Annotated in this window: 13 protein-coding genes; 4 read left to right on the plus strand and 9 right to left on the minus strand. The window is 55.4% G+C overall.

What is annotated here, in order from left to right; translation table 11 throughout:
* Positions 1–91 precede the first annotated feature (91 nt).
* Positions 92–1,186, plus strand: coding sequence for an AmmeMemoRadiSam system radical SAM enzyme (gene amrS / locus KHS78_RS06930; RefSeq protein WP_211826549.1), 1,095 nt, complete (start codon positions 92–94; stop codon positions 1,184–1,186).
* A 20-nt stretch (positions 1,187–1,206) separates the two neighbouring features.
* Here the strand turns inward: amrS and KHS78_RS06935 are convergent, their stop codons facing one another.
* Complete coding sequence (locus tag KHS78_RS06935; RefSeq protein ID WP_211826557.1) at positions 1,207–3,597, minus strand: Lon protease family protein; 2,391 nt, start codon at positions 3,595–3,597, stop codon at positions 1,207–1,209.
* A 472-nt stretch (positions 3,598–4,069) separates the two neighbouring features.
* Here KHS78_RS06935 and KHS78_RS06940 point away from each other — a divergent pair, with 472 nt between their 5' ends.
* The 3 genes from KHS78_RS06940 to KHS78_RS06950 are packed head-to-tail and all read left to right on the plus strand — an operon-like array spanning position 4,070 to position 7,810.
* Positions 4,070–5,014: an ABC transporter ATP-binding protein gene (locus KHS78_RS06940; protein ID WP_211826559.1), complete on the plus strand. Its 945-nt coding sequence runs from the start codon at positions 4,070–4,072 to the stop codon at positions 5,012–5,014.
* Positions 5,014–5,748 carry an ABC transporter permease subunit gene (locus tag KHS78_RS06945; RefSeq protein ID WP_211826561.1) on the plus strand — a complete coding sequence of 245 codons (735 nt, stop codon included), beginning with the start codon at positions 5,014–5,016 and terminating at the stop codon, positions 5,746–5,748. The genes KHS78_RS06940 and KHS78_RS06945 overlap by 1 nt, the downstream gene beginning before the upstream one ends.
* A 10-nt stretch (positions 5,749–5,758) precedes the next feature.
* The gene (locus tag KHS78_RS06950; protein ID WP_211826563.1) at positions 5,759–7,810 is read left to right on the plus strand and encodes a Gldg family protein; all 2,052 of its coding nucleotides are present in this window, start codon (positions 5,759–5,761) and stop codon (positions 7,808–7,810) included.
* A gap of 60 nt (positions 7,811–7,870) precedes the next feature.
* Here KHS78_RS06950 and corA read toward each other — a convergent pair whose 3' ends face one another.
* From corA to KHS78_RS06990, 8 genes are all read right to left on the minus strand, one after another.
* Positions 7,871–8,827 (minus strand): magnesium/cobalt transporter CorA, encoded by a 957-nt coding sequence (gene corA / locus KHS78_RS06955; RefSeq protein ID WP_211826565.1) that lies wholly within the window; start codon positions 8,825–8,827, stop codon positions 7,871–7,873.
* 170 nt (positions 8,828–8,997) lie between these two features.
* Entirely contained in the window at positions 8,998–9,351 is a 354-nt protein-coding gene (gene frdD, locus KHS78_RS06960; RefSeq protein WP_211826573.1) for a fumarate reductase subunit FrdD, read from the minus strand.
* Between the two features lies 1 nt (position 9,352).
* Entirely contained in the window at positions 9,353–9,745 is a 393-nt protein-coding gene (locus KHS78_RS06965; RefSeq protein ID WP_211826575.1) for a fumarate reductase subunit C, read from the minus strand.
* Positions 9,742–10,494 (minus strand): succinate dehydrogenase/fumarate reductase iron-sulfur subunit, encoded by a 753-nt coding sequence (locus tag KHS78_RS06970; RefSeq protein ID WP_211826577.1) that lies wholly within the window; start codon positions 10,492–10,494, stop codon positions 9,742–9,744. Before KHS78_RS06970 ends, KHS78_RS06965 begins: the two co-directional genes overlap by 4 nt.
* Positions 10,491–12,269 carry a fumarate reductase (quinol) flavoprotein subunit gene (gene frdA, locus KHS78_RS06975; RefSeq protein WP_211826579.1) on the minus strand — a complete coding sequence of 593 codons (1,779 nt, stop codon included), beginning with the start codon at positions 12,267–12,269 and terminating at the stop codon, positions 10,491–10,493. Before frdA ends, KHS78_RS06970 begins: the two co-directional genes overlap by 4 nt.
* Positions 12,270–12,480: 211 nt before the next feature.
* On the minus strand, positions 12,481–13,221 hold the full coding sequence (locus KHS78_RS06980; protein ID WP_211826581.1) for a SanA/YdcF family protein: 741 nt from the start codon (positions 13,219–13,221) through the stop codon (positions 12,481–12,483).
* 70 nt (positions 13,222–13,291) lie between these two features.
* Positions 13,292–14,218, minus strand: a complete 927-nt coding sequence (locus KHS78_RS06985; RefSeq protein WP_211826582.1) for a universal stress protein — start codon at positions 14,216–14,218, stop codon at positions 13,292–13,294.
* A 148-nt stretch (positions 14,219–14,366) separates the two neighbouring features.
* A complete protein-coding gene (locus KHS78_RS06990) occupies positions 14,367–15,602 on the minus strand; it encodes a glycosyltransferase family protein (protein WP_211826589.1) in 1,236 nt (411 codons plus the stop codon).
* Between the last annotated feature and the right edge of the window lie 78 nt (positions 15,603–15,680).

Raw genomic sequence — 15,680 nt, forward strand, 5'->3', positions numbered from 1 at the left:
GACCAATGGGGACTAACTGGCAATTGGTTTTTGCATCTCTGGGCATTTTGCCTAATGCTTAGTGGCAGGAAACTCTAAGGAGGGAATGGCCATGGTTCAGGCATCCATCGTACCGCCATCGGCATTTCCGACCCGTTACTGGCATGAGCTGGAAGACGGGCGCATTCAGTGTGACCTTTGCCCCCGCGCGTGCAAACTGCGGGAAGGGCAGCAGGGGCTCTGTTTTGTGCGGGAGCGTCAGGATGACGCGATCGTGCTGACCAGTTATGGACGATCCAGCGGTTTCTGCATTGATCCCATTGAGAAGAAACCGCTTAATCACTTTCTGCCGGGTACACCGGTGTTGTCCTTTGGTACCGCCGGTTGCAATCTGGCCTGCAAGTTCTGCCAGAATTGGGATATCAGCAAATCCCGGCAAATTGACTCCCTGGCAGACAGCGCCATGCCGGAACGGTTAGCCGCTGCAGCCGTTCAGCTGAAATGCCGCAGTATGGCATTTACCTACAATGATCCCATTATTTTCCTTGAGTATGCGAATGATGTTGCACAGGCAGGGCATGAGATGGGGGTACGCTCGGTAGCGGTGACGGCAGGTTATATCTGTGATGAACCGAGGGTCGATTTTTTCCGTCACATGGATGCAGCCAATATCGACCTTAAGGCGTTTACCGAGCGCTTTTATAAGAAAATTTGTGGTGGCGAACTGGCGCCGGTATTGGAGACACTGATTTATCTCCGCCGGGAAACCAGTGTCTGGTTTGAGATCACGACCTTACTGATTCCGGGTGAGAATGACTCGGATGCAGAGCTGGACGCCATGACCGGCTGGATTGTTGAGCATTTGGGGTCTGATGTACCGCTGCACTTTTCGGCATTCCATCCGGACTGGAAAATGACTGACAAGCCCAATACTCCGCCTGCAACCCTGACCCGTGCACGCCAAATCGCCATGCAAAACGGTATTCGTTACTGCTACACGGGTAATGTGCATGATCCGGCCGGCAGCAGTACCTATTGCCATGCCTGCGGTGAACGGTTGATTGAGCGGGACTGGTATCAGCTGGGTGACTGGCAATTAAATGGCAAAGGCTGTTGCAACCATTGTGGTGTCGCGTTGCCGGGAGTCTTTGAACAGAGCGCCGGCGACTGGGGTCGCCGGCGCATTCCGGTCAGGATGACAAACTGAGTTGTGTCAAACGTGCGCTATCAGTGGGAATCCTTGGCGAGCTCTGCAATCTCCTTGAGCCGCTCCAGCACCCGGTAATTGATGGTTCCTTTCGGGTATTTGCCACGGCTGTTGAGTTTGCCGGGTTTGATACCACAGAGGATCTCCAGGGCTTCCTCAACCTCAGAGACCGCGTAGACCGTAAACTGTTTGGCACGGACAGCATCCTGAATTTCGGGCTTGAGCATCAGGTTACGGACGTTGGATGCGGGAATGATGACCCCTTGGGATTCACTTAGCCCCCGGGCCTGGCAGAGATCAAAGAACCCTTCAATCTTCTCGTTGACACCGCCAATAGCCTGGACCTGACCATGCTGGTTGATGGAACCGGTAATGGCCAGTCCCTGGTTGATTGGGATCTCGGTCAGTGCAGAAATCAGGCAGCAGAGTTCGGCCAGGGATGCACTGTCGCCATCGATATAGCCATAAGATTGCTCCATGGCCAGGCTGGCAGAGATGGCCAGCGGGAAATGCTGGGCATAACGGGCACCCAGGTAACCGGTCAGGATCATGACCCCCTTGGAATGGATGGCCTGACCCAGTTGAACTTCCCGTTCAATATCGACAATGCCCTGAGAGCCAGGGTACACCGCTGCGGTAATGCGGGCCGGTGAGCCAAAACTGGTATCGCCAACAGCGAGGACGGTCAATCCGTTGATCTTGCCGATGGCAGTACCTTCGGTGTCAATCAGGATACTGCCTTCCAGCATCTCCTTCTGGATTTCCTTGCTGACTCGGCTGGTGCGTTCCGCCTTGGCTTCCAACGCCTTGTTGATATGGTGGTGGGTGATCTTCCGCCCCTTGGCCATACTGCGGATGAAGTCCGCTTCTGCCAACAGGTCGAAAAGGTTGCCGATGTGGGCAGACAGATGACCCCGGTGTTCGGCAAGGCGCGAGCTGTGTTCCACCATGCGGGCAACTGCCTGGGATGTCAGCGCCGGATAGGCTTCGTCATCCGCCCGGGTCTTTAACAGGCGGGCAAAGGCGTGGATGGTGTCCGGGGTGCGTTCCAGGTAGCCGTCGAAATCCACCAGAACCCGGAACATTTCGTGGAAATCAGGATCCAGTTCCTGCAGCAGGTAATAGATCTGCCGGGAACCAATCAGGATCACCTTGACGTTCAGGGGGATATCATCCGGTGTCAGGGTGATGGTGTTCACCAGTCCCAGCTCGGCAGCCGGTGATTCGATTTTCAGTTGTTCTTCTTTCAGTGCCCGTTTCAGGGCTTCCCAGACAAACGGTTCATCCAGCAGTTTGGCGGCTTCAATGACCAGGTAGCCGCCATTGGCTTTGTGCAGGCTGCCCGGACAAATCTGGCGGTAACTGGTGATCAGTGCCCCCATCTCCGCGGCATATTCCACCCGGCCAAACAGGTTCTTGTAGCTGGGGTGGGATTCAAACACTACCGGTGCCGGCGCTTTTTTCTTGTGACCAACAACAATATTGGGAGCGTACTGTTCTTCCAGCTGGGCACGTTTGCTGCCGTCATCACGGGACTCAATGGCCCGTTCTTCCGCCAGGATTTCCACCACGACCTTGTGCAGGTCCTGCTTCATCGACGCCAGGTAGTTCAGGACATCCTTGTGCTTGCTGTACTTTTTCTTGAGCGGCTTGATCAGCGGCTCCAGCGCTTTGTCGATGGTGTCGTGGTTGAGTTTGCGCAGCTCCTCGCTGGATTCCCGCTTCCACTGGGGGAGCTCCGCCAGTTCGTCATTGAGCAGGGTTTCGAGCTCGGTGATGTCATTGTTGAAACGTTCCCGTTCTTCATCCGGCAGTCTGGCGAACTCGGTTTCATCCATGGCCTTACCTTCACTCATGGGCGCGAAGGTCAGGGAACCGGCTTCCCGGAACAGGGCGATGTTACGGCGCAGGGCTTCCTGTTCCACCAGGTCGATGGCCAGGTCATAACTCTTGTTGAAGTTGCGCTCAATAATGCTTTTACGTTGCTGATAGGTCGGGTGTTCGAAAGCGGCTGGAAAGGTATCCAGCAGGCCGTCGATCAGTTTGTCGAAATCCGCCTGGAGCACCTGGCCGGTACCCGCTGGCAGTTGCAGCACCGAAGGGGAGCGTGCTATGTCAAAATTATTAACGTAAGCCCAGTCAGAGGGCTCTTCCATCCGCTTGGCTTCACTTTTCAGGTAGTGCCGTACATAGGAGGTTCGGCCGGTGCCTGATTCCCCCATAACATAGATGTTATAGCCGGAACGCTGCATGGCGACGCCGAACTGGATGGCGCCGACGGCCCGCTCCTGGCCCAGTGTGCCGACAAAAGGCTCCAGCTCGTCGGTGTCCTTGAAACCCAGTTCTGACGGCGTCTGGCGGGCAGAAAGCTGGTTGGCGGCGACTTTTAGCTTGTTCACTGCGGTTGACATTAAGATCGTTTTCCCTGAGCTGTTTCTCTTCAATAATACCTTAATCCGCCCAGTAGCAGGACTGTCTTGGCGGTTAACCCGGGTTTCCGGATCGGGTGGAACCTTCTGGGTGGTGTACAGGTTCCGGTACGGCTTGGGACGGGGATATTACAGATAGTCTGAGGTTAATTATTGTCGGATTACTACGGCCTGACAAACCCGGATTGTCTGATGGCCAATCCCCTGTTTTATCCAGGGTATTTTTCAACCAAAAATATCATGAATTTCGGGACTTTTTGACCAAAAAGTTGTCTATGCTTCGTTCGCCTCGTGTTGTACCCCATCTTATTGCGGCGTGAGGTTCGGTAACAGGATGTCCAACAGGCCAGGGATTTGATGCTGGAATGTGCTTTCCGGCCTTGTTTAAGGTGACCGGGAGCCGCCAGGGCGAACGAGAACTGTATTGAACCTGTGGAGACTGGATCAGACAGCGATGATAACAATCGACAACCTCAAAAAGACTTTTGGCCGGTTCACGGCCGTCGACGGAATTACCTTTTCTGTCGGGCCAGGAGAAGTGCTTGGCTTCCTGGGCCCCAACGGGGCCGGAAAATCCACCACCATGAAGATGATCAGCGGCTTCATCAAGCCAACCGCTGGTGCTGTCAGTGTCTGTGGGCATGATGTGCTCAGGGATCCGGTAGGCGCCAAACAGTTGCTGGGTTATCTGCCTGAAGGTGCGCCCGCGTACGGTGAAATGACCCCGGCCCGTTTCCTGGATTTCATTGCCGATATCCGTGGCCTGAAAGGGGATGACAAAACCGTCCGTATCCAGCATGTGGTGGAGCAACTGGCGTTGGAATCGGTGATGCATCAATCCATTGATACGCTTTCCAAGGGGTTCCGGCGCCGTGTCGGTATCGCCCAGGCCATCTTGCATGACCCGGCCGTATTGATCCTCGATGAGCCTACGGATGGACTGGACCCCAACCAGAAACATCAGGTCCGGGAGCTTATCCGTAGCCTGTCAGAAGAAAAGATTGTCATTATTTCCACCCATATTCTTGAAGAAGTCACTGCGGTGTGTACCCGTGCCATTGTAATCGCCGGTGGGCGTGTACTGGCGGATGCGTCACCGGATGAGCTGGAACGTCGTTCCCGCTACCACCGCGCGGTCACCGTGATTCTTCCGGAGGTGGCACAGGATGAGGCGAAGGCCTGTCTGAGCCAGCTGCCCGGTGTTGCCGGTGTTGAAGTGGATATTGACCCGGTAGCGCGTTATACCCTGCTGCCTGAGGTCCACGCGGACCTGTTCCCTGTTGTGAGCCAGTTGCTGCATGAAAAGGGATGGGCAGTGGAAGAACTGTATGTGGAGCGTGGTCGCCTGGACGATGTGTTCCGGATGCTGACCCGTGGCGAGCAGAGGGAGGTGGCCTGATGCACAGTGTCAACGTGATCTTCCGGCGCGAGCTGAGCAGCTATTTTGCGACGCCTCTGGCGTACGTTTATATCGTGATTTTCCTGATGATGACCGGTGTCTTCACCTTTTACCTGGGAAATTTCTTCGAGCGTCGCCAAGCCGACCTGATGCCGTTTTTCATGTTTCACCCCTGGTTATACCTCTTTCTGATACCCGCCGTGAGCATGCGGCTATGGGCCGAAGAGCGTAAGACCGGCACGCTGGAACTGCTGCTGACTCTGCCTGTCAGTCTTGGGCAGGCGGTACTGGGCAAGTTTCTGGCGGCCTGGGTGTTTACCGGTCTGGCGCTGTTGCTGACTTTTCCCATGTGGCTGACGGTCAATTACCTTGGCAGTCCAGATAACGGCGTTATTCTTGCCAGTTACCTGGGCAGCTGGTTGATGGCGGGTGGATTTATTGCTGTTGGCTCATGCATGTCGGCAGCGACCAGTAACCAGGTTATTGCCTTTATCCTCAGTGTGGTTGTCTGCTTCCTGTTGGTCGTCGCGGGCTATCCGATTGTGCTGGATGCCTTCCAGTCCTGGGCGCCAGCGCCGGTTGTCGATGCCATCGGCGCACTCAGTTTCCTGACGCACTTTGAAGCGATCAGCAAAGGGGTGCTGGATCTACGGGATGTGGTGTATTTCCTGATCATGATGGCGGCCTGGCTGCTGGCTACCGCCATTATCATCGATATGAAAAAGGCTGACTGAGGAGCAGGCGATGACGAACAAACTGTTTTCAAAGACAGGGCTCGTGGCGCTGGCTGTTCTGGTGCTGTTGGCGACGGTGGCTGTCCAGATGGTGTTCCGCGGTGCCCGGGTTGATCTGACGGAAGATCATCTCTATACCCTGTCTCAGGGAACCCGCAACCTGATGCAAGACTTGCAGGAGCCGGTGACCCTGAAACTGTTTTATTCCCGTAAGGCGACAGAAGGGATTCCCCAGTTGCGCAACTATGCCAACCGGGTGGAAGAGCTCTTGCGTGAATATGCACAAGTCTCCGGCGGGAAAGTAACGCTAGAGGTCATAGACCCGGAACCCTTCTCGGAGCAGGAAGACGAGGCTGCGGGTTATGGCTTGCAGGCCGTACCCCTTTCCATGGGGAGTAAGGACGTTTACTTTGGCCTTGTCGCCTTGAGCGGCGATACGTCGGGTGGAGAAACCGTTTCAACGACCGAAAAGCTGTCAGAGCCTGCGGCGACAGATAGAGGGCGACAGGAGATCATTGGCTTTTTTCATCCGGACAAAGAGCGCTTCCTGGAATATGACATCAGTAACCTGATTTACTCTGTCGGCCAGAAAACCCGCCCCAAGGTGGCGGTGATCAGCGGTGTGCCAGTGAATGGCGGCTACGATTACATGACCCGTCGCCCCGGACAGTCGTGGATGAGTATTACCCAGCTGGAGCAGTTATACGACGTTCAGTATCTGGGGAATACAATAAAAACAATTCCTGACGATGTCGGGTTACTGGTGCTGATCCTGCCGGATGAGGTGTCTGACGATACGCTGTATGCCATTGATCAGTATGTCCTCAAGGGTGGTCATGCCTTGGTATTCCTGGATCCCCATGCTGAAGAGTCTGCCCAGGGAGGCGGCATGATGGGGGGCGGCAGTGGTCCCCGTTCTGCTTATCTGGACACCTTGCTGAGCGTCTGGGGCGTTGAAATGGTACCGGATCGGTTTGTGGCCGATGAAGATCATGCCCTGGCCGTTGGTGGTCAGTCGGGACGGCCTGTGCGCCATTTGGGTATTCTCGGCCTTGGTGAGAACAACTTTGCTCCTGATGACGTGGTGACTGCTAATCTCAAAACCGTCAATGTTGCCAGTGCCGGTGCGCTCAAGTTGAAGGACAACGCAACGGTCAGGATGGAGCCCCTGATTCAGTCCGGCATCCATTCAGCGCTACTGGATTCAGCGCAGCTGGCCACGCTTCATGATCCCAAAGTACTGTATAAGGATTACATGCCTGCCGGTGAGCGTTATGTGCTGGCGGCAAGGATCACCGGGGATGTTAAAACTGCCTTCCCTGAGGGGCGCCCTCAGCCCAAGGGGGATGAGCAGGATGATGAACATGCTCCGCTGGACGTGATATCCGAATCGGTTGTTGAGGATCAGTCATTACCTACTGGGGTCACTGTTTCCGAAGAAGAGGAAGAAGAGGTTGTGGAGGGGGAGTCAAATGATGTCGCCGAAGAAAAACCTCAAATCATGACTTCCCAGAAACCCGTCAACCTGATCGTGGTGGCGGACACGGATGTGCTGTCCAACCGCCTCTGGGTTCAGGTGAACAACTTCTTTGGCCAGCAGATGGCAACCCCTTTTGCCAACAATGGCGACATGGTGGTGAACATGGTGGACAACCTCATCGGCAATGCGGATCTGATCAGTATCCGCAGCCGGGGGCAGTATTCACGACCCTTCACCCGGGTTGATGCGCTGGAGCGGGAGGCCCAGGCCAGCCTTATGAATAAAGAAGAGGCGTTGACACAACAGCTTCAGGAAACCGAAAACAAACTGTTGGAGTTACAAGCCGGAAAGCAGGGGCAAGATGCCTTGATCCTGAGTGAGGATCAACAAAAGGCTTTGGCGCGCTTCCAGCAGGAAAAACTGAAGATCCGCAAGGAACTTCGGGATGTGCAGCATCAGCTGAATCAGGATATTGAAAACCTGGGCACGCGTCTGAAGTTGATCAATATCTTTGCAGTACCCCTGTTGCTGACCATTATTGTGATTGGTTTGCGGATTCGACAAACCCGGCGTCAGCACTGACGCAAAAAAGAACCCGGATTTTTCCGGGTTCTTTTTTGCGTGGTCTTGGTTAGCCGTTGTTTAGAGCCAGCCTTTCCGTTTGAAGAACAGGTAGGTGCTCAAACCGCTGGCAATCATGATGCCAATGGCGACGGGATAGCCATAAGTCCAATGCAGTTCGGGCATCAGCTCGAAGTTCATGCCATAACTGCTGGCAATCAGCGTGGGAGGCATGAAGATGGTGGCGGCGACCGAGAAGATCTTGATGATCTTATTCTGTTCCAGGTTGATGAAGCCCATGACCGCATCCAGCAGGAAGTTGATTTTGTCGAACAGGAAAGCGGTGTGCGGCAACAGGGAATCAATGTCGCGCAGCATGTCCATGATTTCCTGCTGATGAATATCTGACAGGCGAATCCGTCGGTTACGCACCAGGTAACGGAGAGAGCGCTGGCTGTCGAGCAGGCTCAGACGGATTTTCCCGTTGATATCTTCCTGCAGAGTGATGTTTTTCAGAATATTATCACGCTCATCACTAGTGCCTTCGCTCAGCGCCATATGTCCGGTTTCTTCGAGGGTCTCGTAGACCTCTTCAAGCAGGTCGGCGAGGTAGTCGACCTTGGCGGTGAACAGGGCATTCAGCACCACCATGGGCGAATCAATCTCGATCTGGTTGCGCTTGAAGTAATTCCGGACGAGGCGAAACAGGCCCACATCTTCATCACGCAGGGTGATCAGCATATGGGGACGCAGGTTGAACGAAACACTGATGGTCCGCAGCTCTTTACCGGAACGGTGAGGAAAAAAACTGTGGATATGGGTGCCGTCCTTGTCCTGGTAGAAACGCGAGGAGGCCTCAATCTCGTTCAGGTCTTCCCGGTCCGGCACTTCTTCCACGCAATACGTATGCAGCCACTCACGCTCCTGATCGGTAGGTTCTACCAAGTCCAGCCAGACTGTATCACTGGGCAGTTCATCCTGCAGGGTCAGGTGATCAATCTTCAGCTTGTTATCCAGAAGGCGGTAAGCGGTAATCATACGAATGCCTGCTCCCTTTACGAGTAGTACGAGATTACGTGAAAAAAGGATCGAATCTTATCACAGCCAATCAGGCCAGATAACACTCGCCATGACGAAATGACAGGAAAAAGGCCGGTCTGGAATGACCGGCCCGATCGGCGGCAGAGGGGTAGCCAGTGGCCTGTGGGTTAAACCAGCAGAACCATCGTGATCGTCGCGATCGAAAACACCAGTGCGCTGCCATAGAACAGGGTTTTCACGGCAATGCCGGGATGAAAACCAAAGTCATGCAGGCTGTGGTAGATGCGGTGCACACAGTGCCACAGGCTCAGGATAATCACGCCGGCCAGCGCCAGTCGTCCGAACCAGGATCCGGCAAAGGCCATCATTCGGTCATAGGACAGCGCGTCAGCGGGAATAATCCCCAGTGGTACACAAAGCCCAATGATCAACACCAGTACCGGCGTGGCCATGGCGGTCACGATGCCGCCGGCGCCAAACAGGCTCCAGAACAGCGGTTCGAAATGCCGTTTACCGTTCATCTCATACCCCCCAGAGTGTCGCAACCAGCACGATGGCGGAGAGCCCGACCATGGCGCCGATGTGGGCGTTGGTAATCAGTTTGGCGGGCACAAAGGCTGTGCCTATCTGAATCCGCATCACCTGTGGCACCGCACGGAACCAGGTCAGCGAATGATAGAGCGCCAGTACCAGCGTAACCGCGCTGAACAGGATCATCAGCGGATGGGCCTGCAGCGCCAGCCACTGGGACCACGTCTCAGGCCCCTGGATCAGCTTGCCAAGACCGACCAGCAGATTCAGTGTCCACAGGCCGATGAAGACACTGCTCATTTCCCGGATCATGTAGTTCCGGTAACTGGTTTGCTTCAGGTACCAGGTTCTGGACATGACGGGTTTGTAGGGACGTCGGCTCATGACTTGGCTCCCTTTCGAGGCATCAGGAATGAGAGGGCCCAGTCCTGGGCGCCTATCGCTTTCTCCTGCTGGATGGCGCCGGCCGGGTCAACGGATTTCGGGCAGACCTCGGAGCAGACGCCGACAAATGTACAACTCCAGACGCCGTTCTTGTCCTGCAGAACCTCGGTACGCATGGCCTGGCCATCATCCCGGCTGTCCAGGTTGTAGCGGTGCCCCAGGGCAATTACGGCCGGCCCGGTGAACAACGGGTTCAGGCCAAACTGCGGGCAGGCGGAATAGCACAGCATGCAGTTAATGCACATGGAAAACTGCTTGTAGCGGGCCAGTTCGGCGGGCGTTTGCTTGTAAGTGCCTTCCGAAACCGGTTTGTCTGCCGCGTTAATAATGTAGGGCTTGACGGCTTCCAGTTTCTCAATGAAATCGGCTGCATCGACGATGAGGTCCCGTTCAATCGGAAAGTTCGCCAGGGGTTCTACCCGTACCGTACCCGGGTAGTAATCCCGCAGGAAGGTTTCACAACCCAGCTTCGGGGTCCCATTGATCACCATGCCGCAGCTTCCGCACACCGCCATCCGGCAAGACCAGCGGTAGGCCAGCGTGGCGTCCAGCTCATCCTTGATATGGCCGAGTGCGTCAAGCAGTGACCAGTCATCCCGGTAGGGAATCTCAAAAGTGCCGAAGCTGGGTTCGTTGTCGGTTTCCGGATTGTATCGGAGTACCTCAAGGGTAATGGTTTGTCCGGTCATGGGGTCTTCTCCGCACGGGGCTGCTCGGCGGCGGCGCCGTAGAGGCGTTCTTCCGGCTGGAATCGGGTAATGTTGACGTTCTCATAGTCGATGCGTGGGGCACCATTACCATTGCTGGAAGCCAGGGTGTGTTTCAGGAAGGTCTGGTCATCGCGTTTTTCAAAACCGTCCAGACGCTGGTGGGCGCCACGGGATTCTTTACGCAGCAAGGCTGAGAGTGCGATGGTGTGGGCAATTTCCAGGGACGACTTCAGTTCAAGCGCCATCAGTAGCTCGGTGTTAAAGGCGTGGCTCTGATCTTCCATGGTGATACGGCTGAAGCGGTCACGCAGCGCAGCGATGGTATCGACACCCTGTTGCATCTCGTCACCGAGTCGGTAGATGCCAAAGTTGTCTTCCATGGTTTTCACCATCTCATGGCGGATATGCGATACTTTTTCGCTGCCCTTGGCATTACGCAGACTCTCAATGGCGGCGATATGCTGGCGGCCCTGCTCCTGGAGGGTGTTTTCCGCACTGTAGTCGGCCTGGGAGGCAAACTCAGCCGCTTTTTCACCGGCGACCTTGCCAAAGACCACCAGTTCCGCCAGGGAGTTAGAGCCCAGTCGGTTGGCGCCATGCATACCCACGCTTGAGCATTCGCCGACCGCGTATAGGCCAGGCAGTGCGCAGGCGGTCATATCCGTGCGGATACCGCCCATGGTGTAGTGAACCGCAGGGCGCACAGGAACCGGTTCATTCACAGCATCCACACCCAGGTAATTCTTGGCAAGGGAGCAGATCAGCGGCAGGCGTTCCTTGAGTTTCTTTTCACCCAGGTGGCGAAGGTCCAGGTGAACCGCATCGCCGAGCGGGGTCTCGATGGTGCGGCCCTTGCGCTGTTCATGCCAGAAGGCCTGGCTCAGCTTGTCACGGGGGCCCAGCTCCATGGTCTTGTTCTGGGGTTCGCCAATCGGGGTTTCCGGTCCAAGGCCATAATCCTGCAGGTAGCGGTAACCGTCCTTGTTCAGCAGAATCCCGCCTTCACCACGGCAGCCTTCGGTCATCAGGATGCCGGAGCCGGGCAGGCCGGTAGGATGGTATTGAACGAATTCCATGTCACGCAGAGGAGCACCAGCCCGGTAAGCCATGGCCATGCCGTCACCGGTGACAATGGCACCGTTGGTGTTGAAACGGAATACGCGTCCAGCACCGCCGGTTGCAAGAATGACTGACTTGGCCAGGAACAGCTTGGGTTCACCGGTTTTGACTTCAATGGCAACCAGCCCCTGGCAGCGACCGTCTTCAACGATCAGGTCCGTCGCGAAATATTCATCAAACCGCTGGATTGAGGGGTATTTCGTGGATGTCTGGAACAGCGTATGGAGCATGTGGAAGCCGGTCTTGTCTGCGGCAAACCAGGTACGCTCGATTTTCATGCCGCCAAACCGGCGGACATTCACGGAGCCGTCGTCCTTGCGGGTCCAGGGGCAGCCCCAGTGCTCCATTCGGACCATCTCGTCCGTGGCGTTGGCCACAAAGTAGTCGACCACATCCTGGTCACACAACCAGTCGCCGCCGGAGACGGTATCGTTGAAATGATGTTCAAGGGAGTCATGCGCCTGTACGACACCGGCGGATCCACCTTCCGCCGCAACCGTATGGCTGCGCATGGGGTACACCTTGGAGATAAGGGCGATCTTGAGTGCCGGGTTGCTCTCGGCCACGGCAATGGCTGAGCGCAGTCCGGCTCCGCCTGCGCCAACAATGGCAACGTCGGTCTTGATGACCTCCATAGTAACGCCAACCTGTCTCTTCTATGGCCTGTCGTACTGCCAGGCAGCCGTCAGACCTTTGTTAATGGAAATGGGGCAAAAAACCCCAAAGGCTATCAGGTAATTCAGTAACGGATGTTGATATAGCGCAAGGATGGTTGGGTGTATAGCCGAAGCGAATCGTGTGCAAATTTTGGGAACAGGGAAGCGGCTTGCTTTTCACCGCGATCACCTAAGTGGGTGGTGTTTCTCCAATGATGATCGGTTCTCCCAGGAAGCGTGGCTGGGTATTGAGCAGGCGGGCTTCCAGAACGGCCAGCAGGCGGGCCAGGGTTTCCCTGATCCGGTTACTGTAGTCCGAGTCTGGAAATTTTCCGTGGGCGTTGTAGGCAATGGCGTTAATGCCCTGTTCGCGGGCAATGAACATCGCCCGTTCATTTTGGTATGACTGGGAGATAATGGTGAACGGTTCGAGTCCAAAGACCTTGTGGGCGCGTACCACGGAGTCCAGTGTCCTGAAGCCCGCATAGTCGCGGTAGATGCGGTCAGCCGGTACGCCCATGGCCATCAGGTCTGCACGCATGCGAGTGGGTTCATCGTAGTAGCGGGTAGCATTGTCTCCGCTGACGAGGATGTAGCGTATTTTTCCGGCTTTCATCAGTTCGGCGACCGCTTCAAGGCGCCGGAGATAGTGACCGTTGGGCATACCGTCGCGGGTATAGCGGCTGGTACCGAGTACCACGCCAACCTGGTTGAAGGGCAAATGGTGGATATCACTGTAGAGATAACCGGAGGCACGGTCTGACACCAGCCGGTCACAGGCATGGAGAAGAACGCCTGCAACCATGCTCAGCAGTACCGCGACTGCAACGAGCGTGATCGGCCATGTCCTTTTCCGGTTACCCGCCATCTTGGCTTGTGATCCTTGCCCTGTCAGGGACTGCGAGACGTTTATGGTATTTACTGCTTCCATGGAGTTAGCCTACTTGAAGCGGTTAGGGCGCGTAAAGCCTGAATCCTGAGCCCATGGCGGCTTTTTTGACTCAGTGATCGGGCCTGGCAATCAGCAGGGAGCTTTTGACACTGGTTGCGACATTTTCGGCAGTATTACCAATCATGAATTTTTCAAGGCCACGGCGGGCATGGGTGCCCATGATCATTAAATCAACGCCCAGCTCTTCATCCAGCCGGCAGATTTCTTCCGATGCGCGTCCCCGGATCAGGTGAGCCGTGACATTCTCCCCGTGCTTCAGACCGGCACCTGACAGCAGATGCTGGAACCGCTTCATATGGTCTTCCTTCAGGACATTTTCAAGCTTGGTGTGAAGATTGGGGGGCGCATGATGCCGGGCGCGGGTCATGTAATCCTCGCCAATCAGGCGCCAGGTATGCACCGCATGGAGCTGGGCCTGCTGGAGTTCGGCCAGTTGCCGGCCCAGCTCCAGTAAACGGATGTTCAGCGCTTCGTTATCCGGGTCGGTATCCACGGCGACCAGCAGGGTTTTCAGTGTCACCGGATGATCCGGTTGTTCTTCTGCCAGCAGCAGAACCGGTGCGACGGAGAGACGCAGGACATTGAGGTCGTTGCCTGATAAACGACGCTGGCCGAGAAAGTGGTGATATTCCGCAGATTTCACGACCAGTTCGACCTTGCGGCTCTGTATTTCACGAATGAGACAATCGACGGGATTCCCCCAGACCAGGTCAGCTGTTGCGTGCAGCCCCGCTTTTTCCGCCTGCTCCAGGCAGGCATCAAGAACGACTTGGCATTCCTGTGCCCGGCTTTTTTTCAGCAGACAGGTATCAAAAGGAATGGGGCCCACCAGTTGGGGGATGTTTTCCTCAAAGACCATGAACGTCAAATGGGCGTTGCAGGCCTTGGCCAGTTGCAGCGACAGACTCAGCTGACGGCGATCACAGACGGCTTCAGCACGAATAATAGGCACCAGTATTTCTGAAATCTGCTGCATGGCGATGTTTCTCCCACGATGAAGGATAAAGATAGCAATACGTTTTTTGGGGATAAACATAGACCAGTGTGCCGCTGCCGGCCGGTAGAATCCGATCGGCAGCAGAATAAGGAGGCTACGTCCGGCAATAGACGGCAACCATTAATGGTTAATGATCTTCAACCTGTAACTGTTCCAGAATCGGAGAACCGGCGCCTATGACCTGGTATCGGGTGGTCTGCAGATGGTCGGCAATCCGTTGCAGGGATTGCTCCGGTACCCCCAGCATTTTGAATGACACGGTTTCACGCCGTTTGGGTTGGTCGACATAGCGATGAATCGTATTGAGAATCTGCTGCCAGCTGGAGGCCCGACTTGCGAGGCCTGCATCTATCAGAATGTTGGTGTAGTCATCGGGCGCGACAAAGAGGACCGGTACTTCCTGCCAGGCAGCCTGGAAACCGGTGGTGGACTTATGGGTGACAACCAGATCCGCTACTGTCGCCAGCTGTGCGGTGGAAACAATGCCATCCATGACGTTAGTGTTGGTCAGCTGCAAGCCCGCTACGGTAGTGCGTTCAAGTTGGCCGTCGGTTTTGGGGTGTGGTGCAATGAGAACTTGTAGGTCGGGGCGTTCTGCCATGGCCTGAAGAAAAAGCTGCAGCCATTGTTCATACTCGTTTCCATAGCCGCCGCTAAAGAGAATCACCGGACGCTTTGGATCAAGGGCGAGGCGTTGTTTCTCTTGTACCGCATTCGTGACAAGGAAAACAATGTCCCATTGTTCCAGGGCAGGATTACCGCTGATTGATATTTGGCTGTTGCTGAATGCGGGGAGTTTCCCGGCATCCGATGCCTGGTAGTGTCCGGGAAGCAGCAGTTCATCCACGCCGGTGGTCGTTTCCAGCCAGGGGACAACATACTGCGACTGGCTGATCAGGTCGAAGTTGTCGTAAAACGCCATCGTGGTGGTGCCATCGGTCTTGAAGCGGTTGGCCAGCTGCGCCTGTATGGCATGGGACATACCGGTAACGACGATGGCTGGACGAAATGTGGTGGCGATACGTTCGAGTGTTGCTTTATCCAGCAGTTGTGTTCTGTCGTTGGACACGTTTTCTGACAGAGAGCCCAGAGTGTTCAGTTGGACAGCGTCTTTCTGATTGGCAAAGACGGTATCCGCCTGCCCCATGGTCAGAACCCGGGCGCTCAGGTTTCGACGAGCAAGTTCGGGTAAAAGCAGGTTGAACACCTGGCTTTCTCCCTGGTCATTGGCAATCAGTAAGATGTCGACGGTTTCGCCGCTGGGTGCCTTGTCCGCTGCAGTTTTCTGTGCGAACGAGCTACAGCCCGTCACCAGCAGAAAGGACAGAAATAAAAAAAATGAGACCGGTAATCGTGTTTTCATTGGCCACCCCCTGGCAACAGAATCCTGATTATAGAATCAGACTGTGCCAGAAGGGGATGGTTTCATCGGTTTACGTTA

It is taken from the genome of Kistimonas asteriae, assembly GCF_018263925.1.
Taxonomy (GTDB): domain Bacteria; phylum Pseudomonadota; class Gammaproteobacteria; order Pseudomonadales; family Endozoicomonadaceae; genus Kistimonas; species Kistimonas asteriae.